The sequence below is a fragment of the Bradyrhizobium sp. OAE829 genome, assembly GCF_040546575.1.
GTDB lineage: Bacteria > Pseudomonadota > Alphaproteobacteria > Rhizobiales > Xanthobacteraceae > Bradyrhizobium.
Map to the genome: position 1 here is coordinate 1,719,357 of NZ_JBEPOE010000001.1, position 20,199 is coordinate 1,739,555.

General features: G+C 58.6%; 17 protein-coding genes. 6 read left to right on the top strand and 11 right to left on the bottom strand.

The window, feature by feature from the left end; translation table 11 throughout:
- Positions 1-29: 29 nt before the first annotated feature.
- Positions 30-1,202 (bottom strand): ABC transporter substrate-binding protein, encoded by a 1,173-nt coding sequence (locus ABIE49_RS08430; protein ID WP_192737856.1) that lies wholly within the window; start codon positions 1,200-1,202, stop codon positions 30-32.
- 368 nt (positions 1,203-1,570) lie between these two features.
- On the opposite strand from ABIE49_RS08430, the gene ABIE49_RS08435 reads away from it, so the two are divergent.
- The 4 genes from ABIE49_RS08435 to ABIE49_RS08455 all read left to right on the top strand — a co-directional run bounded on the left by ABIE49_RS08435 (position 1,571) and on the right by ABIE49_RS08455 (position 6,830).
- The gene (locus tag ABIE49_RS08435) at positions 1,571-1,849 is read left to right on the top strand and encodes a hypothetical protein (RefSeq protein ID WP_192737857.1); all 279 of its coding nucleotides are present in this window, start codon (positions 1,571-1,573) and stop codon (positions 1,847-1,849) included.
- Between the two features lie 244 nt (positions 1,850-2,093).
- Entirely contained in the window at positions 2,094-4,505 is a 2,412-nt protein-coding gene (locus ABIE49_RS40020) for a glycosyltransferase (RefSeq protein ID WP_502915871.1), read from the top strand.
- Positions 4,506-4,659: 154 nt separating this feature from the next.
- Complete coding sequence (locus ABIE49_RS08450; protein WP_354066669.1) at positions 4,660-5,610, top strand: NAD-dependent epimerase/dehydratase family protein; 951 nt, start codon at positions 4,660-4,662, stop codon at positions 5,608-5,610.
- Complete coding sequence (locus ABIE49_RS08455) at positions 5,607-6,830, top strand: glycosyltransferase family 4 protein (RefSeq protein WP_192737859.1); 1,224 nt, start codon at positions 5,607-5,609, stop codon at positions 6,828-6,830. The genes ABIE49_RS08450 and ABIE49_RS08455 overlap by 4 nt, the downstream gene beginning before the upstream one ends.
- A 29-nt stretch (positions 6,831-6,859) precedes the next feature.
- Here ABIE49_RS08455 and ABIE49_RS08460 read toward each other — a convergent pair whose 3' ends face one another.
- From ABIE49_RS08460 to ABIE49_RS08470, 3 genes are read right to left on the bottom strand one after another with little or no spacing between them, the layout of a single operon-like run.
- Positions 6,860-7,714: a class I SAM-dependent methyltransferase gene (locus ABIE49_RS08460; protein WP_192737860.1), complete on the bottom strand. Its 855-nt coding sequence runs from the start codon at positions 7,712-7,714 to the stop codon at positions 6,860-6,862.
- On the bottom strand, positions 7,704-8,273 hold the full coding sequence (locus tag ABIE49_RS08465; protein ID WP_192737918.1) for an acyltransferase: 570 nt from the start codon (positions 8,271-8,273) through the stop codon (positions 7,704-7,706). Before ABIE49_RS08465 ends, ABIE49_RS08460 begins: the two co-directional genes overlap by 11 nt.
- A 40-nt stretch (positions 8,274-8,313) precedes the next feature.
- Positions 8,314-9,402: a glycosyltransferase family protein gene (locus ABIE49_RS08470; RefSeq protein ID WP_192737861.1), complete on the bottom strand. Its 1,089-nt coding sequence runs from the start codon at positions 9,400-9,402 to the stop codon at positions 8,314-8,316.
- Positions 9,403-9,584: 182 nt separating this feature from the next.
- Between ABIE49_RS08470 and ABIE49_RS08475 the strand changes: the two genes are divergently transcribed.
- On the top strand, positions 9,585-10,310 hold the full coding sequence (locus ABIE49_RS08475) for a class I SAM-dependent methyltransferase (RefSeq protein ID WP_192737862.1): 726 nt from the start codon (positions 9,585-9,587) through the stop codon (positions 10,308-10,310).
- Positions 10,311-10,312: 2 nt separating this feature from the next.
- Here the strand turns inward: ABIE49_RS08475 and ABIE49_RS08480 are convergent, their stop codons facing one another.
- The 6 genes from ABIE49_RS08480 to ABIE49_RS08505 all read right to left on the bottom strand — a co-directional run bounded on the left by ABIE49_RS08480 (position 10,313) and on the right by ABIE49_RS08505 (position 17,901).
- Positions 10,313-11,710, bottom strand: coding sequence for a hypothetical protein (locus ABIE49_RS08480; RefSeq protein WP_192737863.1), 1,398 nt, complete (start codon positions 11,708-11,710; stop codon positions 10,313-10,315).
- A gap of 97 nt (positions 11,711-11,807) precedes the next feature.
- Positions 11,808-13,646 (bottom strand): asparagine synthase (glutamine-hydrolyzing), encoded by a 1,839-nt coding sequence (gene asnB / locus ABIE49_RS08485; RefSeq protein ID WP_192737864.1) that lies wholly within the window; start codon positions 13,644-13,646, stop codon positions 11,808-11,810.
- 3 nt (positions 13,647-13,649) lie between these two features.
- A complete protein-coding gene (locus tag ABIE49_RS08490; protein WP_192737865.1) occupies positions 13,650-15,194 on the bottom strand; it encodes a lipopolysaccharide biosynthesis protein in 1,545 nt (514 codons plus the stop codon).
- A 52-nt stretch (positions 15,195-15,246) separates the two neighbouring features.
- Positions 15,247-16,347, bottom strand: a complete 1,101-nt coding sequence (locus ABIE49_RS08495; protein ID WP_192737866.1) for a DegT/DnrJ/EryC1/StrS family aminotransferase — start codon at positions 16,345-16,347, stop codon at positions 15,247-15,249.
- A 31-nt stretch (positions 16,348-16,378) separates the two neighbouring features.
- Entirely contained in the window at positions 16,379-16,843 is a 465-nt protein-coding gene (locus ABIE49_RS08500) for an acyltransferase (RefSeq protein ID WP_192737867.1), read from the bottom strand.
- Positions 16,840-17,901: a Gfo/Idh/MocA family protein gene (locus tag ABIE49_RS08505; protein WP_192737868.1), complete on the bottom strand. Its 1,062-nt coding sequence runs from the start codon at positions 17,899-17,901 to the stop codon at positions 16,840-16,842. Before ABIE49_RS08505 ends, ABIE49_RS08500 begins: the two co-directional genes overlap by 4 nt.
- A gap of 514 nt (positions 17,902-18,415) precedes the next feature.
- On the opposite strand from ABIE49_RS08505, the gene ABIE49_RS08510 reads away from it, so the two are divergent.
- The gene (locus ABIE49_RS08510; protein ID WP_192737869.1) at positions 18,416-19,288 is read left to right on the top strand and encodes an SDR family oxidoreductase; all 873 of its coding nucleotides are present in this window, start codon (positions 18,416-18,418) and stop codon (positions 19,286-19,288) included.
- 13 nt (positions 19,289-19,301) lie between these two features.
- Here the strand turns inward: ABIE49_RS08510 and purU are convergent, their stop codons facing one another.
- Positions 19,302-20,165: a formyltetrahydrofolate deformylase gene (gene purU / locus ABIE49_RS08515; RefSeq protein ID WP_192737870.1), complete on the bottom strand. Its 864-nt coding sequence runs from the start codon at positions 20,163-20,165 to the stop codon at positions 19,302-19,304.
- Positions 20,166-20,199: the final 34 nt, after the last annotated feature.

Genomic DNA, 20,199 nt, shown 5'->3' on the forward strand with positions numbered 1-20,199 from the left:
CGCATCGGAGGATGACGCCGAAGCCGGCGTCACTTCTTCGTCTTGCCGGAATCCTTGACCGCCTCGAAGGTCGCGAATTCGACGTTGTAGAGTTCACCGTCGACCTTCTCGACCTTGCGGATGTAGATGTTCTGCACGATGTCGCGGGTTTCCGGATCGATCGAGATCGGGCCGCGCGGGCTCTCCCACTTCATGCCCTTCATCGCCTCGATCAGCGCGTCGCCGTCGGTCTTGCCGCCGGTCTTCTTCAGCGCTTCGTAGATCAGGTGGATGCCGTCATAGCCGCCCACCGCCATGAAACCCGGACGCTGGTTATAGGCCTTCTTGTAGGCTGCGACGAAATCCTTGTTCATCGCGGACGGGTGCGCGGCGGAGTACAGATGCGCGGTGACGGTGCCGAGCGCCGCGTCGCCCATGCCGTTGAGCAGATCGTCATCCATCACGTCGCCGGGGCCGATCACCTTGATGCCCGCCTTGTCGAGGCCGCGCTCGGCATATTGCTTCATGAAGTTGCCGCCCTGCCCTGCCGGCACGAACACGAACACGGCATCCGGCTTGGCATCCTTCATGCGCTGCAGGAACGGCGCGAAGTCCGGATTCTGCAGGGGCACCTTGACCTCTTCGACGATCTCGCCGCCGCCGGCGGTGAAGTTCTGCTTGAAGAAGTTCAGCGCATCGTTGCCGGGCGCGTAGTCGGAGGTCAGGGTGGCGACCTTCTTGATGCCGTTCTTGGCGGCCCAGTCACCAATGATGGTGGAGGACTGCGCCAGCGTAAAACTGGTGCGGACGATATAGGGCGAACGCTCGGTGATGATCGAGGTGCCCGCCGCCATCACGATTTCCGGGACCTTGGCCTGGGTCGCCAGCGGCGCCGCGGCAAGGGCTGCCGGCGTCACGCCGAAGCCGGCGATGAAACTGACCTTGTCGTTGACGATCAACTCCTGGGCGAGGCGCTTGGTGTTGTCGGGGACCGCGCCGTCATCCTTCAGAATGACCTCGATCTTCCTGCCGGCGACGGTGTCGCCCTTCTGCTGCATGTAGAGCTTGACGGCGTTGTCGATCTGCTTGCCGGTCGAGGCCTGCCCGCCGGTCATCGGCAGGATCAGGCCGATCTTGACGGCGTCCTGCGCCTTCGCGGGTATAACCGCCAGCACACCGGCGACCGCGCCTGCGGCCAGCAGCAATTGACGACGAATAGACATGAATTTTCTCCCCCTGATCGATCTTGTGCCTTGAGCCGAGTCCCCGGCCCTTGCCTCACCATAACCCAAATTTTCGGCCGGGTAGCGCCACGACATGGCGTCTCACCGCGGCTTGTTGTCAATCGGACGAAGGGCGCGTTTCCTTGGACGGACACGTTCCCCGGGGCGTTCCTGCGGCAGGTCGCGGGCTGTATTATAACACCGTCCACGAGACCCAGCGGCCGGCCCGGCCGTCTCCGGCCTTCGTTCCATTTGTACATTTGTACAAATAAAATGTTGCTGTCAACAAATAAGCGGCAGGTCGTGCCCAGCCACAAGGCGGCCTCAAATCCATCATCCTTAAAGGTCTAAGTTGTAACCTGCCGCACATGTCGATCCGTACCCGCCCAATCCTTGTCCTCGTTGCCGTCGCGTTCGCGGGCTGCTCGCTGAGCGGCTGCGGAACCATCAACGAAAAAATCTCGGCCGGGGTCAGCGACGCCATTCCGGCCTGGGCCGGCGGCGTGCCGGCGGACGCGCCACCGCGGCCGGGCACCGCGAAGTACGACGAGTTCATGAGGGAACGCGAACGGAAACGGCTGCTGCCCGCCGCAGAACGCGGTGAGGAAGCAAAACCTGCCTCATCGTCGCACGACCCAGTTCGCTAACGAGACGATAGCAGAGCGGCCGTCCGCATCGTCAGGCCGGATCGGCCACCCGTTCCCCGGCGACCGCAAAATGCCCGCTGCGAACCTTGGCAACAATGATGACGTGATCCCTTCAGTTCGAAGCCCGAACGGCGTAGGGTGACTCGGCATTTCGACGCCCACGGCATCGATGTCCATTTCATTGTGGTATCAGCCCAAACGGGTGCGGGACCGCTCTAACAGCAGATCAAACGATGTGAGTTGCATGGCTTTCGCAACGACTACCGCGCGCCCGCGCTTGCTATACGTGGTAAACGAAGACTTCGCGTTTTTGCTCAACCGGCTGCCGATGGCGCGAGCTGCGCGCGCCGCGGGATATGAAGTGCACGTGGCTACGCGCGTCGATAAAGGCGCGAGCGCCATAGAAGCAGAGGGCTTCACGCTTCATAGGATACCATTTCGCCGAGGCGGATTATCTCCATTTGCTGCAATTCCAACAATCGCTGCGCTACGACGGCTTGAAAGCAAAATCAGGCCGCAGATCGTTCATCACTCCGGCTTGCAATGCTGCGTGTATGGATCGATTGCAGCTTTGGGAAGAAAGATCCCGCTTGTTAACGCAATTACCGGCCTGGGCTACATCTTCACTTCGGTGACCTGGCGAACACGGCTTCTAAAACGAAGCATGGCTATACTCCTTCCCTGGCTCTTCAACAGGAAACAAAGCGTTGTTCTCGTCCAGAATCCCGACGATCTGTCTGCCCTCGAAAGCCTTGGGATAGAGCACGGTCGAACTATCCTGATCCCCGGATCCGGTGTCGATACTGATGTGTTGCAGCCACTGCCGGAGCCGACTGGCCCGATTACGATGGGCTTCGCCGGGCGCTTGCTAACCGACAAAGGAATCCGGGCGCTGGTAGCCGCCCACGGCATTTTGCGAGAACAAGGTCACGACATAAACCTGATCATTGCCGGTAATCCCGATCCGGCCAACCCTGCCTCCGTCCAAATTGAAGAAGCGTGGGAATGGAGCCAACGGCCGGGAATCACCTGGCTTGGGCACATCGAAAATATCGTCTCGCTTTGGCGGCGCTGCCATTTTGCCGTGTTGCCGTCGCATCGAGAAGGCCTGCCCATGAGTCTGCTTGAAGCAGCAGCATGCGGCAGAGCGATGATTGCCACCGACGCTCCGGGCTGCCGCGAAGTTGTCATCCATGATCAGACCGGCGTCCTCGTGCCTATCGAGGATCCATTGGCACTTGCTGCGGCGATCCTTGGCCTGGCGAACTCGTCCCAGCTTCGCGACCGTTACGGACAAGCTGCGAGAAAGCTCGTCGTCGAAAAGCTGTCAGCCAAAATCATCGGGAACTCCGTCGTCGAACTCTACGACGGGCTGACGCGAAATCGGCACCAGCATCGGGCGCCAAACAGTTCGATACTGCCGATTCCCCAGGTGCAGAGCGCCGGGAAAATCCTGCTCGTCTCCCAGCACTACGCCCCGTTTCCGAGTACGACCTCGGCCTACATGACCGAGATTGCCGAGGAGTTGGCTCGCGACTGCGACGTCACCGTTCTGTCGGGCTCGCCCGGCTCCAACTCGAAGGCGCCTCCGAAGTCATCCTTCCCCACAATTATTGAGATAAAGAGCTGGTGGCCAGGAAAATCAGCGCTGGTTTCGCGATCACTTGCCGCAGTCCTGTTCGCATTACAGGTGTTCTTTGCGATCCTCAAGCACGCCCGCCGCGAGGACGCCATCCTTTGCGTTACGACGCCTTTCACAGTTCCGTACGCCGTAACCGTAGCAGCGAGGCTCCGCAAAATCCCCGCGGCACTTATTATTCATGACTTCTATCCGGACACGCTTGTCATGGCCGGCATTCTGCATCCCCGCTCCATCGTGACAAAAATCATGCGTTGGGCGAACTCTGTCCTGTTCAAATGGCTCGACGCTGTCGTTACCATCGGGCGCGACATGAATGTGCTGTTGATGGCCTATCCACGCATGCAGCCAAGCAAGATCGTCTTTATCCCAAATTGGCCAACGCTTCCTATTCAACATCGAGTCGTCACCGAGAATTCCTTTCGCGTCCGCTGCGGAAGCAAATTTCTGGTGGCCATGTCTGGAAACGCAGGATTCACTCACGACCCCAACTCCGTATTCGAAGCTGCTCGAATACTGGAACACAATACGGACATTCACTTCCTGTTTTCGGGCGAGGGCGTCGGCTGGACCACATTGAAGAAAAGGCAGGCGGCGACGCCCCTGCGCAACGTCACTTTGATTGAGCGCGTGCCCGAAGCGGAGCTGGAAGAATTCTTGTCGGCCGCCGATATCTGGATAATCCCGTATCGTAAAAACAATACCGGCGTGTCTGTACCAAGTCGGATCTACAATCTGCTCGCAGTGGGACGACCGGTGATAATCTGCTCAGAGCCGGATGCGGAGGCTGCTCTTCTGGTGCAGGAACATGACCTGGGCTGGGTGGTACAACCCGAAGACCCAGCCGCAATTGCTCGCACCGTCGAGTTTGCAGCTTCGGCTGCCGGCAATACCCAAGAGAAGGGTCGGCGGGCGACCGAGATTGCCCGTAGCTATGCACGACCAACCGCGTTGAATTCATACCGGCAACTGATGCGACGGCTTCTGAACAGGGACGCTGCTGTGTCCGATGACTGATGAGATCACTCGCAACTGTCGGGACAAACAAGGGAACGCCAACGCCCCCGAAAGCATGACTTTTAGCTGTTGACTCTCGTAGAGGTTTATTCCTTATCCAGAGAGTGCGCTCCAATCAGCCATTCGAAACTTTTCACTCCAAGGCACGCTCGTTATGACTAAAAATCCGGTTTTGGTAACGGGCGGGAACGGATACGTGGGCCGGGAGTTGGTGCGCCAGCTTATCGCCGAGAGAGATTGCGAAGTCCACGTATTGGACAATATGGCGAGCGGTGAACATCGCCTGGCGCAGATGGACCGGCAAGCTTTTGTACTGCACCGGAAGGACATCCGCGACGCGGATACGGTTTCCGAATTGCTCAACAGGATACGGCCGTCGATCATTTATCATTTGGCTGCCGTTCACTTCATCCCAGCGTGCGAGGCCGAACCCGGAAATGCGGCAGCGATCAACGTGGCGGGAACGATCAATCTGCTGAACGGAGCCTCGGCCGGGACAAAATTCGTATTCGCCTCGTCGGCTGCGGTCTACCGACCATTGCCCGACGCCCATCTGGAACGCGACGAGGAGCTGGGCCCGGTCGACGTCTACGGCTACACGAAACTGCATGGCGAGCACTTCGTCAGGCACTACCACAATCAAAGCAAGGTCCGCGGCGTCATCGTCAGGCTTTTCAATGTCGTCGGGCCCGGCGAGACCAACCCGCATCTGGTGCCCGCGATCATCAGCCAGCTTGCTTCCGGTAACCGCCAACTCGCGCTGGGAAACCTGTTTCCACACCGGGACTATATCGACGTCAGCGACGTTGCCTATGGATTCCGCGCGCTCGCCAAGCACGATGCTTTCGAGGGCGGCCCGCTGATTTCGAATCTTGGCACTGGCAACACGCACTCCGTGGGTGACGTCGTCGCGACGATCGGGACCGCGGCCGGCGTGACAGTCGATATTCAGCAGGACCCGCTTCGTGTGCGCGCTGTTGATCGTCCGATGCTGAAGGCGTCAACTCAGAAACTGAAGCAAATTACCGACTGGGCCCCGTCTGTTTCACTTGCCGAAAGCATGAATCGGGCATGGGCAAATCGGGTGGAGGATGGACTAACGTGACGGCCACCAAGCTGCGCGTTGGCGCGGTCGTCATCACGCCACCGACGTTCAAGGCAAGCGGAGGGGTATCGGCTGCGATCCAATTAACCGAGAGAATCGCAAAGCAGATCGACAGCGCGCTCCTGCTGATGGCGGAGGACAACGGCGAAACCGTCGAGAACGGTCTGCGCATCATTCGTCAAAAGGCAGCAAATTCCCTTCTGCCCCTGAGGCGTCTCCTGCCGCGGCAAGCCGTCACTCTCGCATGGCGGGCGAATATCAAGCCATGGCTTCGCGAGGGAACGTTCGATGTCGTTCATTTTCACAATCCGCATCCACCGGGTGCGCTCAAGGCTGCGGCGCAGGCCTGCAAAGAGCTGAAAATCCCCTACGTGATTTCAACGCACGGCTTCATCGAATTCAATGAATTCTCACAAGGCTTCGGCGCCCCTGCCTGGCAAAAGCCATTGCTGGAATTGCTGGTGCGTCGACCGGTCGTACACGTGGCGCAGAACGCGGCGAGAGTCCTGATGCTCTCTCCCCAGGAGGAACCCGTTCTATCCGGCATGGGGGTCCATCCTCGCAATCTTCGCGTCGTATCCAATGGCGTGGACCCCTACTTCACGATTCCTGTTTCAGAGGCCGAGCGGCAACGACTGGTCGCACGCTTCGCTCTTCCGACCGAGCGTCCTCTCATGCTGTATGTAGGTAACCACACGGCAAACAAGGGCCTGGACGTGCTGCTCAGAGCCCTGCCCCTGATGCGCGAAAAGGCGGCGACTGTTGTCGCCGGTGCTATCCGCTCGCAGAAGGAGCATGCGCAGCTCCTTGCTGACAACGGCATGCCTGCTGGCAGTGAAAAGATTCTATTCACCGATTTCATCACCCGCGAAGAATTGCGCGCCCTCTATCAGAGCGTCGACCTGTTCGTCTTTCCCTCACGCGCCGATACGCTGCCACTTGTCATTCTGGAAGCCATGGCCAGCGGCCTGCCGGTGGTTTCGACCTTGATCGGCGGAATTCCATTCGAAGTTTCCGCCGACACGGGAATCTTGATGAAGCCCGGCGATCCCACAGCACTCGCTTCGGCGCTGGACCGGCTGTGTGCCGACCCACCGCTTCGCAAGGCGATGGGCGATGCCGGGCGCGCACGTGTCACTCAGCTCTTTAACTGGGAGAGATCCGCAGAACAGGCCGTGGCCATCTACGAGGAAGTCGTTTCCAACAAGACGCCGCAATAGTTCTTAGTGAGAGATGGCCGACATTTGCTTCATTGCTGCGGCTTGTATCCCACAAACGAATAGAGTCGACCGGGCCGGTTGTCGAATTGTTCGGCGATCGACAGCATGAACCTGAACATGCGGTCATGACTCAGGAGCGCCCGCCAGCACGGGACCGGAAGCTTGGCCGAAAGCCGTGAGACGACAGCCGATCGCAGGCTCTCAATGGTGTAAGGAAACAGGTTGATCGGGCTTGTAAGGGGCGGAAGTATCTCGAGAGGCTCAAAGCCGGCAGTGCGCAACGCGCCGACGTACCGATCAAGACGAAAGGCGTTCTCACCGCCATAGAGCCGATGCAGCGGATGCTGGTCCAGGAACTTCTGAAGGTCGGAATCACGACTGATAACGTGTTCGCGGGCGGCAACAGCAATGCCACCCGGCTTCAGTACGCGATAGATTTCACGGCATGCATCTTCCAGATTGGTCGTGTGATGCAGCACCGCTCGCGCAAACACGACATCGAAGCTCGCATCAGCAAACGGCAGCCGCTCGGAAACTTCCTCGACAATGTCAATGGCAATTCCGGCATCGTGCGCGAGCATGCGTATCGCTGCTGCGCCAACAATCTTGCTTGGATCCGGTTCAAGGGCCGTGACTGCGAAACCATCACGGGCCAATGCGTAGCTGGCGATACCACGGCCAGCTCCGATATCGAGCGCTCGGCCACGACGACCATGCAATATTCTGGAAACGGCGCGCCACTCCTCCGATGCATGGTAACGCGCCGCGGCATCCACCAATGGGTCATCGTAGTATGCGTCGCGCGCAACTTGCTGCTGCTCGGGTTGATTTCGAAACCAGACGACCGCCTCTTCCCAGGACGACAGCTTGGGATCAGCGCTCATCGGGCGACAGCTCCCTGACAACGACCGCGGGATTTCCCGCGGCGATCGAGAACGCCGGCACATCCCTCGTGACGACCGCCCCGGCCGCGACGATCGCACCCTGCCCGACGGTGACGCCGCGCAGCACAAAGGCGCCCGCGCCTATCCAGGCGTCGTCGTGAATCGTGACAGGCTGCTCGCCCAACTCCAGCTTACGCGGATGACCACGCTCGAATATTTCCCTGGCCTGCTGGTGTCGTTGCGAGGCTTGCAGCGGATGCGTGAGGTTATCGAATATATTGACGGAATGGGAAATCAAGACGCGATGTCCTATTTCGATCGAGGCCGCCGACCAAATGCGGGTTCCGTCTCCCACATAGCACCAGTCGCCCAGCACGATTCTCCCCCCGTGCCCGAACGTCATCAGCTCGCCGCGCACAAACGTATCGCAGCCAATCAGGATACGATCGGAGTCGCCGGCGGCATTCTTGATGCGCGCCGCCTGACTGAGGCGCGACCTGGCACCGACCCTGCAGGTTGCACGCCCCAGGATCTGCTGGGCTAGACGGTGAAGGTTCATGTAGTTCAACTGCGCTATTGGCCGGGAGTAATTAGCACGATCATAACTGCCCGACGAGATCAACAAAGCTCTTCCATTGCAACGGCTTACTGTAGGAGGCAGTGACCCTTTCGCGACCGAGCGAGGCAATCCTCGACGATTCGTCCCCGTCCGCCAGCCGCTCCTCGATGAGGGTAAGCGCTTCCTCGGGCGAGCCATAGGTCGCGATTGTGACGCCAGGTTCCATCGCTTCTGGGTACCGGCCGTCATCTGACACCAGCAAGGCACCGCACCCCATGGCCTCGAAGCATCTCATATTGCCGCGATCCTCTCCCGCCATATCGATCGCCCCGTTGAGCACAATCTTGGATCGCCCGATGAGATCATAGAGCTGCCGTCCGAAGACCGGCGGTCTGGCAATTTTCGATATGGCACGAGGTCGGCGATGCTTCTTCAGGGGCGGCAAAAACCCGAGAGCAGTTTCGGCGAGCTGCGTCAGACGCGATGCGTCAAGGCAGAACACCACGTTTCGCCTCACGGCGAGTGCAGCGACCCGCTCCAAAATGCCCGCACGACGCGAATGGTGTCGCGAGTAACCGCCAACGAACAACACGTCGATAGGCCGATCGCCGCGACCATACTGATCCATCAGCGGATCAATCGCCGGAAAGAACGGCGCAACATTGCAGCCTTTCCGTCGCCAGTCATCAAGGATAGAGGGGAAATTACTGACGACAGCATCGTAGCCCGACAGATCGACGCCACCCGATGGCGCAGCACGCCAGCATACGGCTTTCCTCACACACCCGGGCAGCTTGCGGACGAAGCTGCTGCTGTAGCGGATCGGATCCAGATTGTAGAACACGTCCGCGCGATGATGTTCGATCTGCGCCAGAAGAATGTCCTCCGGCGCGCTCGCCGACGCCATTCCGTGCTCGCGCGCCCAGTACGTCTGCAGCGTCGTGTCGTTAGCATTGGTGAAAAATGCATCGGGCGAGCGATCAAGGACGGGCTCGAGGAAATGCAACGCACCGAACCTGTCGTCCAGGAACACGCGCAATCGATCGTCGAAGCTAACGGCCCCGGCCGCAAGACCATCAAAATGCTGCAGGTAAGATGGGTAAAGAGCGCTATTCTGAAATAACCGCATCAAGGGTCCGCCAAAGGATACCATCAGATAGCAAACTGCACACGAATAACAACACTCAACGCGCCTGTAGCTCAGACATGCCAACCGACCATTGGTTCGCCCACAGTTGACACCCCCATGCGCTGCTGCGAAATAGGCCAGTTTTCGCTTCAGGCGGCGGGTGTACGAGACCGGAATAGCGCATGAGCAGCAAGAATACCGTGGGCCACCGGATCGAAACAGAGTCGATCTATTCCAACGCGGAGTATCTCGCGAACAATCCTACCTGGCATGCCGAGGATTCAGCCTGGAAGGCTGCCAAGATATGCAGCACCCTGCGCAGAAACGATCTCAATCCCTCCCGGATCGCAGAAATCGGCTGCGGCGCGGGCGAGATACTGGTGCAGCTCAAGACTCTTCTGCCTGAAAGCACTTTCGTCGGCTATGAGATATCCGGGCAAGCCTTCGAGCTGGCGCGAAAGCGCGAACGTCCTGGCTTGCATTATGTCAACACCAACATGCTGGACGAGAACGTCCACTTCGACGCCCTGCTGTGCATTGATGTATTCGAGCATGTCGACGACTATATCGGGTTCATCAAATCGCTCCGCAGCTACGCTGACTACAAGATTTTTCACATCCCGCTCGATCTATCGGTCTTCGCGGTAGCGCGGAGAGATACGCTGCTGGACGCGCGACGACGCGTGGGGCACCTGCACTATTTCACCAAGGAAACTGCGATCGAGACGATCAGGTACTGCGGCTACGAAATAATCGACACCGATTTCACCGCGCGAGCAGTTGAACTCGACAGCAGCAGGTTACGCACCAACCTGATGAAGCTACCGCGCGCGCTGTTATCAAAAGTCTCGCCGGATCTTGCCGCCCGTTTTCTGGGAGGCTGGTCGCTGATGGTGTTGGCCAAGTAGATTTAAGTGCCAACTCCTGCCGGCTTTGCATGCAGCCCTGAGTTCCTATCCATAACTTTGATTATTCCGACAATGGCCCCCGCGACGAGCGGCGCAAGCAACAATCCTCCCGATAGAAATGCGGTGTTGAGTGCGCTCACGAGCAGCGTGAGAACACCGCCGAAGGCCGCAGCCATCATCGCAATGCCGATCGCGGTTTTACCCTTTACCAGAAAGATCAAGTCAATCAGCCGACAGGCAGCGCCGGCCAGCCCACTGAATACGATCACACCGCCATACGAAAAATCGACCCAGGCGTCGGCAATGAAGAGCGCGTTGCTGGTGGCGTCCTTGGTATTGTGCCAAAGCTGCGAAATGATCGTGAACGCAGGGACGTAATCGAGTCCCATCATTGTTGCCAGCGGCCTGATATTCGCGCCCCAGGTGTGAGGATACTTGGACGGAAAAGCGCCAAACGTTTCGAGAGCCGACTCGCTTGGCACTTCAAATATCCGGTAATACAGAAATCCCAAAGCGCCGAAACTGTCGTAGACGGATATCGTGAGCCTTACGACGACGTACAGGATCAGAATGACTGCAGACAGGACGACAAGGGCGCTCCGCCACGTCAGCTTGTTGCGAAACACAACCAGGCCGGCCACGATCAGCTGGACAAGGAAAAATGCAGGAGGCGCCCTGCTCAGGGTCTCGGATTTTCCGATCAAGACCGCAACAAGAAGCAAGCCCGCCACCGATAGCAGGCCCCATGAGCGGTTGACCCAGCCCGACAGCAGTCCCCATACGACCAGCATCGGCGCCACCGCACCTAACGCCATGCGATAAAGGTAGTTTGGGCTCCCCCCGTTGTTCAGGCGGAATGCAGCCCTTGCTGCCTCGTCTCCGGTAATGGACAAAAACGATCCAATGGTTCCAAGGTGACCCTCGCTAAAAGAGATCCATGCCAGGAACAAAGTCAAACAGGCCGCGATCACCAGCAACACGCGAGTCCCGCCGACGCTGTCTCTCAGGACTTGTGAGTTCCAGTCGGCTAAGGCGATTTTTAAAGACGCGGCCCGCCCCGGGATCAAGCGGTCAACAATTTCGACGCCGGCTACGACGCCAATGAACATCAACGCAATCGAGATATTCATCGAAACAATGATTGCGCCGAAATCGGATGAGGCTGACTCAATCATGCTGAACATGACCGATCTGCGCCCCTCCGAGCCGGACAATCGAGCAATCAGCATCGCCTTCTCGCCCGATGACAGCACGAAGCTGAGATATGCCGGTCCATAAATAAGGAGCAATGAGGCCAGCAACATCGTGGTCGCAGTCAGAAAGAGCCGCAGCCTGGCGCACAGGTAAACTGCGGCGCAGCAGATCGACAAGGCCGTCAACACATAGCTTGCCACGAGCATGATCACCTCCGCCACCGTCGGCGCTGTATCGGACGCCGGGGAGTCGACAGAATCTCACAACCCAAGAAGAAACGAGCGGGAGTGAAGGAAGACGTCGTCACGGCAGGCGAGCCAGTACCCACTTCATATGGAGATAGGGCCAAATCCGTCCCGCCGACTCCCAATCCCACGACCTATCACCATTCAGTTTCAGAACTGCCTTCTCGAACGCCGGCTCATCGACCAGTTCCGTGAAGGCCTCAACCTTCTTTGCCAGCAAGGATGCCGTCCAGGAAGAAAGCGGACCGTTCAACCATTCCGGCATCGGCGAATTGAAGCCGATTTTGCGCTTTGCGGTCCGGATTGATTCCGGCATGCAGCCGGCCATGGCTCGACGCGCAATCAACTTCGAGTATCCGTCGGCGTACTTGGCCTCTTCCGGAAGAGCAACCGCATAGGTCACCAGACGCCAATCCAGAAAAGGCATCCGCACCTCTATCCCGTGCGCCATCGACAGGCGATCGAAGTTGCGCAGGATTGTCGGCAGCACGGTTCCATGGAGCATACGATAGAGCCTGCGATTGAAGGAACCCCACTCGGTCGGCAAACGGTCCTCATCGCCAACCACAGCGAAGCCCCGTGGCAGCGAGGAAAGCCCGCCCCGCAGAAAAAAATGGCCCCGCCGCTTGAGTAGTGCCGCGCGCGCGAAATCCACCGCGTTTGCCAAAAACCGCCAGCGCTCCGTGATGCCAGAAAGAACGTTACGCACCCAAAACGCCCGCGTCCCGCCCGCCTGCAGATACCCCCCCATCAATTCATCAGCACCATGGCCATCGAGCGAAACAAGCACCTTCTGGCGACGCAATTCCCGATAGATCAACCAGACGGCCGTTGGCAGGCCAATGTAGACCTCGTCCATGTCTTCGAGCACGCGATCGAAATCCCGCAAGGCGTCGTCATCACCGATCCGGAGTATCGTGGGCTCAACACCGGCCCAGGCCGCGGCTTCCTCGGCCTGCGGCCGCTCGTCGTTGGGAGATCCCGGAAACGACGCGACAAAGGCGTGCCGCCAGGCATGGTTGCCACGCGGCCCCATCCCCTTCTTCTCGGCCTCGGACATCGTACAAATGATGGCAGAGGAATCGAATCCACCGGACAGACAAGTGCCAATCGGCACGTCACTGCGCATCCGCAAAGCCACGGCATCTCGAAAAATCTGGCCGAAACGTTCGACCCGCTCGGCATCAGTGGAGGGTAACTGAGGCAGATGATCCAGCGTACGCCACCAACGCGTAACGCTGGTGCGGCCGCCCCTTATCCAAAGATGGTGCCCTCCCTGCAACCGCTTGATTTCCCGGTGCAGGGTCCGTTCGCTTCCTTCAATGCCAAAGGCATCGACCATGATCCGGCGCGCAGCATCTGCGTCAATGTCGGTAGGCACCAATCCGGATCGAACAATGGCACGCATTTCCGACGCAAACACCAGGCGGCCATCCGAAATCGAATAAAGCAATGGTTTGATGCCGAACCGGTCGCGGGCCAGGAAAACGTCGCCGGAGACCTTGTCCGCGATCGCCAGGGCCCACATTCCGTTGAAGCGCAGGAGCATGTCCGGTCCCCACGCCTGCCAGGCGGCGAGGATAACTTCCGTATCGGACTCGGTGCGGAACGGGACGCCCGCGGCCTGCAACTCTGCCCGCAATTCCAGGAAATTGTAGACCTCGCCATTATAGACGATGACAAAGCGGCCATCCCCCGAATGCATCGGCTGATCGCCACGAGCGCCGGGGTCGATAATCGCCAAACGCCGATGTCCGAACGCGATCCGCTTGTCATCGCTGAACCAAAATCCAGCACCATCGGGACCGCGGTGAGCGATCAGGCCGGTAATTTTCTCGATAGCAGATGGAGCGACAGCCTCGCCGCGCAGATCGACGATGCCAGCAATACCGCACATGAATCAGAGGCTCCGCGCGGGAAGAAACCGCGTTACGATGCGATACAGATCCCGCCGGCAAACTGCTCCGTAGGGGCCGATGCTGGAAACGGCAATGACAGCCATCAGGATCGCCACGGCCGAAAGAACGTAATAGCCGGCAACCTCCCACAAAGCGGCACCTTGATCTATCCCATAGTTCGTAATCCAGACGCGCAACAGGATTGCACCGACGACCCCTACTACAATGGGCATCAGGACAAAATGCCAAACCCGCAACCCGACGTCAGGCAAGGCGAAACTCCGCCGCAGCAGCAGCGTCATGACAACCATTTGGGCCAGCGCACCGGCACATGAACTCCATCCCGCCGCCGGCCATCCAAAATAGGGAAGCGCCATCGCACTGGTTCCGAGGGTGAGTAGCGCGGTGATCAGCGCGATCGCGGCGTTTGCGCCTGTCCTGCCCTTCGCCAGGAGATAGAACGTGAAAACGTTGGTACCGCTGCCAAGGATGCCTGCCAAGGCCAGCACGATCAGCACGCGCTGGCCTTCGGCAGCAACTTCCGGGCCGGTCCATAGGTACAGCACATTACCAGCGACAGGAATGAGAGCTCCGAGCACGGTTACGGCCAGTACGTTCAGAATCCATGACGCGCGAAAAAACAGGTCGCCGACGCGCTCGTCGCTTTCGCCCTGCATTGCACTGAAAAAAGGAAACAGAATCTCGCCGATCTTGAGAACGCCAATGTAAATTGCCTCCTCCAGGCGCTGCGCGATCGAATAGTATCCGACGTTCTGCGGCTGAAGAAACATGCCGAGCAAATAGCGCTCCGCCTGTCCGGCGACCAATCCACCGCCCTGCGCCAGCGCCTGCCATTTGCCGATGTGCAGGAGAGTTACCAGCGATCTGGAATGCAGCGCTGGAAACGCCACCACATCTGCACATAGCAGCCGCGCCAGCAGTATCGACAGCAACAGATTGACTGCAAAACCGATCATTTGACAGGCCATGAAAGTCGACGGCTGCGGCCACTGCGGGATCAATAGAAGCATCGAAAGTGTCGACGCCACGCTGCCTGCGACGTTCACCAAAGCCAGCCGTGCGTAATCTTGATGGGCCGTGAACAGCGCCAGACACACGCCGGCGATGCACTGGAACAGCCATCCCAGCGCACCGAAAGCGAACGCGGCGAAAAGATCGGCCGCCAGGTCACCGCCCAGATGAAAGACGCGCTGAGCAAAGGCCGGCCCAACGAGCCAAAAAAGGCCTGCAAGTGGAATTCCTACCGCCAGGCTGAGAAACAGTGCTGTTGCAAAAAACTGTCGGGTCTCATGGCGCGCTGCGGCTGCGAGCGTCCGGGCAAATTCGCGCGTCGACATCATGGCGAGAGAGCCACTGAAAATGAGCGCAGGTGCAATGGTGGCGATTACAAGCCCCGCCATCCCGAAGGATGCAACGCCCAATTTACGGACGACAAACGGCAAGATCAGCAAGTTCAACCCGACGCTGACGAGGAAAGCCAGGGCGTTCCAGGTCGAATTTGCCAGCAGTCGGGAACCGCTCTTCATGAGAAATTCGCAACCATTTCATAATCGATATCGCCTGCACTGCGCAGCACGACTAACCAAAGGCGCGAATGAGATCGACCACGGTCTTCTGTTGCGGCGCCGTGATTTCCGCAAACATCGGCAATGACAAAATCCGGCTTTGAGCCCGATGCGCATTCGGAAACTGCTCTGGACGATGCTCCAATCGTCCATAGGCCTCCAGAAACGGAAGGGCCACCGGGTAGTTGACGGCGGTCTGCACGTTGTTTGCGCTCAGGTGGGCGGCGAGCTTGTCGCGCTCCGGATGCTGGATGGTATAAAGATGATACACATGGGTGCGGTCCGGAGCCACCTGGGGAACAACAACGTCTTCGATCTGATTGAGGCCGGCATCATAAACCTTTGCCGCCGCCTGCCGAGCCTGCGTCCAACGAGTGAGATGCGGCAACTTTGCCGAAAGGATAGCGGCCTGCATGCCGTCGAGGCGACTGTTGATCCCCTCGACACGATGCTGATGTTTGACAAGGCCACCGTGTCGCGCCAGCGCTGCCATTCGTTCGGCAAGATCCGGGCGACCGGTAACAATTGCGCCAGCGTCTCCCATCGCCCCGAGATTTTTCCCGGGATAGAACGAATAGGTCGCAGCGTCCCCGAACGTGCCGACTTGTCGGCCTCGGTATTCGGCCAGATGAGCCTGAGCGCAGTCTTCGATCACCCACAGCTTGTGTCGGCGCGCGATCTGCATGATCGCGTCCATGTCGGCCGGCTGACCGTAAAGATGGACCGGAATGATTCCAACCGTCCGCGGCGTAATGGCATTTTCGATCGCGGCCGGATCGATCGTGTAGGTGCTGGCGTCCGTGTCACAAAAGACGACGTTCGCGCCGGCATGCGTAATCATGGCCGATGTGCTGATCCAGGACCACGCGGTCGTAATCACCTCGTCGCCGGGCGAAACTCCCAAAGCCCGCATCGCGACGTAAAGAGCGTCCGTGCCGTTTGCGCAAGACACGCAATGGGGAGCGCCGACGGCCGCCGCAAACGCAGTTTCGAAATTGTCGACGTATGGACCACGTATGAAGGAGCTGTCACGAATGACGGCGGCGATCGCGGCATCGATTTCCGACTTGATACTCTCATATTGCAGACGGAGGTCGGCATAGGGCACGGCCATGGGATGGAGCCTCATTTCGAACCAGTCGCCGTCAATGGCGCCGAATTAGACGCGCCGGATTTCCGGCGTAGGATCCGGGCAACGTAATGCCCTTGGTAACGACCGCACCGGCCCCGATCACGACATCGTCGCAGATTTCAACGGGAAGAATTGACGCCCCCGATCCGATCGATACGCGATTTCCGATTTTCGTGCGGCGCCACAACTCCTTGCGGCCGCGCGCCGGGCCACCCGTCGAAAACGTGTCGTTGATGAACATCACCCCATGACCGATGAAGCAATCGTCACCGATCGTGACAAGCTCACAAACAAACGCATGGGACTGAACGCGCGTTCGCGATCCAATCCGTGCTGATTTCTGGATTTCGGTGAAGGGGCCGATAAAGCAATCGTCGCCAATTTCGCAACCGTAAAGATTGCACGGCTCGACGATGATGACGCGAGCACCGAATACCACGTCACGGACGCCCACCTGTCGGATTTCGGGCTCGTTCATGGCAGTTCGCCGAGACGGCATAATTGCGGGGCAAACTTCAAAGAGACTTCTTTGCCGGTCTCGATGGATTCATACAACGCAGATATCAGTTCAAGGCTCTTTCGCCCCTGAAGGCCATCGACAAGCGCGGGACTCTGGTCGTTGAGGCATTTGACGACATGTTCGTAATAGGCTTGGTGGCCAAAACCATAGACGTTTGGCGGGTTAACCGAGAACCTTTCAATAACCTCTCTGTCTGAATCAAGCTCCTTTGAGAACTGCCAGTGCCGGATCTTGTTGACGGCAAATCCTGCAATTTCAACGGCTCCCCCTTCACCGAGTATCGACAGCGAGCCTTCGAGATCCGTTGGCCTGACCGCCGTTGTCGCCTCGATGATTCCGAGCGCGCCGTTCCTGAATTTGAGCGTCGCCACTGCCGTGTCTTCGGCTTCGATGTTCACCAGCGCGGTTGCCGCCCGGGCGTGTACGCTGACCACGTCGCCGAAGAACCACTCGAGCATATCAACATGATGACTTGCCTGGTTGGCCAGAACGCCTCCATCATATGCCCAGGTTCCACGCCATTTATCCTGATCGTAATAAGCCTGATCACGACACCAGCGAACCCTTACGGTTCCCAGGATCAACCGTCCGAAGCGACCGGCCTCGAGCGCTTCGCGTGCCTTTTTCACGGGGACATTGAACCGGTTTTGCTTCACGACGAAAAGCTTGACGGCAGCAGCATCGCAGGCGTTCATCATGACATCGGCGTCTTCGAGCCGGAGCGCCATCGGCTTTTCGACGATGACATGCTTACCGGCCTTGGCAGCGGCAATGACGTGAGCGGGATGCATCCCGCTGGGCGTCAGCACCGAAACCGCCTGCATATCCTTGTGGTTCAGAAATTCATCAATGCTGTAGAAAGCCGGCACGCCAAACCGCGAGGCGATCGCGTCGGCCCGCTCGCGCACGACGTCGCAGACTGCAACCAATTTGGCTCCAGCGATATGGCCGCCGCCAAGAAGATCAGCGTGACGCTTTGCGATACGTCCGCACCCCAGCAAGCCAAATTTGATCACTGATCACCCAATTTGCGGTTCGCCACCAAGAGCTCTCGAAGTCAATTCGGGGCTATTCGGTCCCGTGCAACACCGGCATCGCAAAATCAACTTGCCCACCCCGCCGAACCGTTTTCTTCGGATAGCCGAAGCAGCTATGTTTTTCAACAGCTTGCATTGCTTTGAGGCTCCTGGTTACCAGTATTGGGGGATCAAGCCAGGCGCGACCGCACCGACATCAATAGTGAAGGAACTGCGACGCAGGCAGCTTTGGCGATCTACCGACGCGCTATGGGAAACGGTCTCATTATACCACATCACACCGATGTACGAAGACTCCTTCCAACACCCTTAAGTTGTACAGCCGACGAAATCCTATCGCTGACGCGGTTTCAAGCCTGGATCGCTTCTTCCGCCCTATGCCGCGAAAAGTGTCCGGTCTATACCGGCTGAAGAGTGGGACAACGAAGACAACTCTCGACCATCGACCGGTCGCGGGTGCTTGAATTCTGGGAGCGGTATCGATTTGCTAGGATTGGATGAATCAGCTGAACACAACAAAACTGCGACGAAGAGTCTGGTTATAGGAGCTACCGGCCTTGTCGGCGGCTACATCGTTGAACGCCTGGTCCGCAGCGGTCAACGCCCCCTTGCCTTGTCAAGGGCCCCGCGGGATGGGACGGAAATCGATTGGTTTTTGGGTGACCTTGAAAAACCTGAAGCTCTCAAATTCCCGGAATTTACGACCCTGTTCTGCACGGCAAGTGCTGCGATGTTGTCCAGCGCTCTTCCCTATCTGTTGAATCCTTCCCTGAAGCGAATTGTTGTCTTCACCTCGACAAGCGTCATTACCAAGATTGACAGCGAGATTGCTTCCGAACGAGCAACCTTGACCAGGCTGGCTGAAGCGGAGCGCAGCATCGAACGTATCTGCTCGCAGGCCGGCATCGAATGGACGATATTGCGGCCGACACTCATCTATGCCGAAGGACGGGATCGCAATATTACGCCGTTGTCGCGGCTCATCCGGAGATTTGGCTTTATGCCCCTCGTCGGGGGCGCGCAGGGTTTACGGCAGCCCGTGCACGCGGAAGACTTGGCCATCGGCGCGGTCTCCGCGGCATTGAGTCAAGCCGCTGCAAACAAGATATATTCGTTGCCCGGCGGCGAGACCCTCACCTACCGCGAGATGATCGGTCGAATTTTTGACGGGATGAAGTTGCCGCGACGGACACTCTCGATACCACCGCTGTTGTGGCGGGCTGGATTTGTCGTCGCCAAGCCCTTGTTCCCAGGCGCCAACGCCGCAATGGGCATCCGGATGACGAAGGATATGGCCTTCGATTCAACGCCTGCGGTACGCGACTTCGGATGGAAGCCGAGAAATTTCTTTCCGGTCTTCGATTAGGGTCGACGTTCCATCAGTCGCCAAATACCACCGTCTTCCGGCCGTTGAGGATCACGCGATCTTCGAGGTGATGGCGTATCGCGCGGGCCAGCACGCGCCGCTCGATATCGCGGCCCTTGCGCGAGAGATCTTCCGGCGTATCGCGGTGGCTGATGCGCTCGACATCCTGGTCGATGATCGGGCCTTCATCGAGGTCGCGCGTCACATAATGTGCGGTCGCGCCGATCAGTTTGACGCCGCGCTCATGCGCCTGATGATAGGGCCGAGCGCCTTTGAAGCCCGGCAGGAACGAGTGGTGAATGTTGATGCAGCGGCCCGAAAGCGCTTCTGACATCTCATCCGAGAGGATCTGCATATAGCGCGCCAGCACCACGAGGTCGGTGCCGCTGTCCTGCACCAGCTTCAGGACCGCCTGTTCCTGCTCGCGCTTGGTCTCCTTGGTGACCGGCAGATAGTGGAACGGGATCTTGCCGAAATCGAGATTTTCATAGGTCTCACGCGGATGATTGGAGACGATCGCGGTCGGGATCATCTCAAGTTCGCCGGTGCGCCACCGATAGAGGATATCGACCAGGCAATGATCCGATTTGGAAGCCAGCAACATCACCCGCCGGCGGCTTGCGCGATCGCGCATCTGCCAGTCCATGCCAAAGCGGTCGGCGATCGCGGTGAAGCCGGTTTGCAACGCAGCCAGTTCGACCGCGAGGTCCGCGGCGGTGAACACCACCCGCATGAAGAATTTTTTGGTTTCGATATCGTCGAACTGCTGGGCGTCCAGAATGTTCTGCCCGTTATGGGCGAGAAAGGTCGACACCGCGGAGACGATGCCGGGGCGGTCGGGGCAGGACAGGGTCAGGACGAATTGATGGTCGGGCATGGCGCGGACTTGATTACAATTCAGGCAGTGGCGG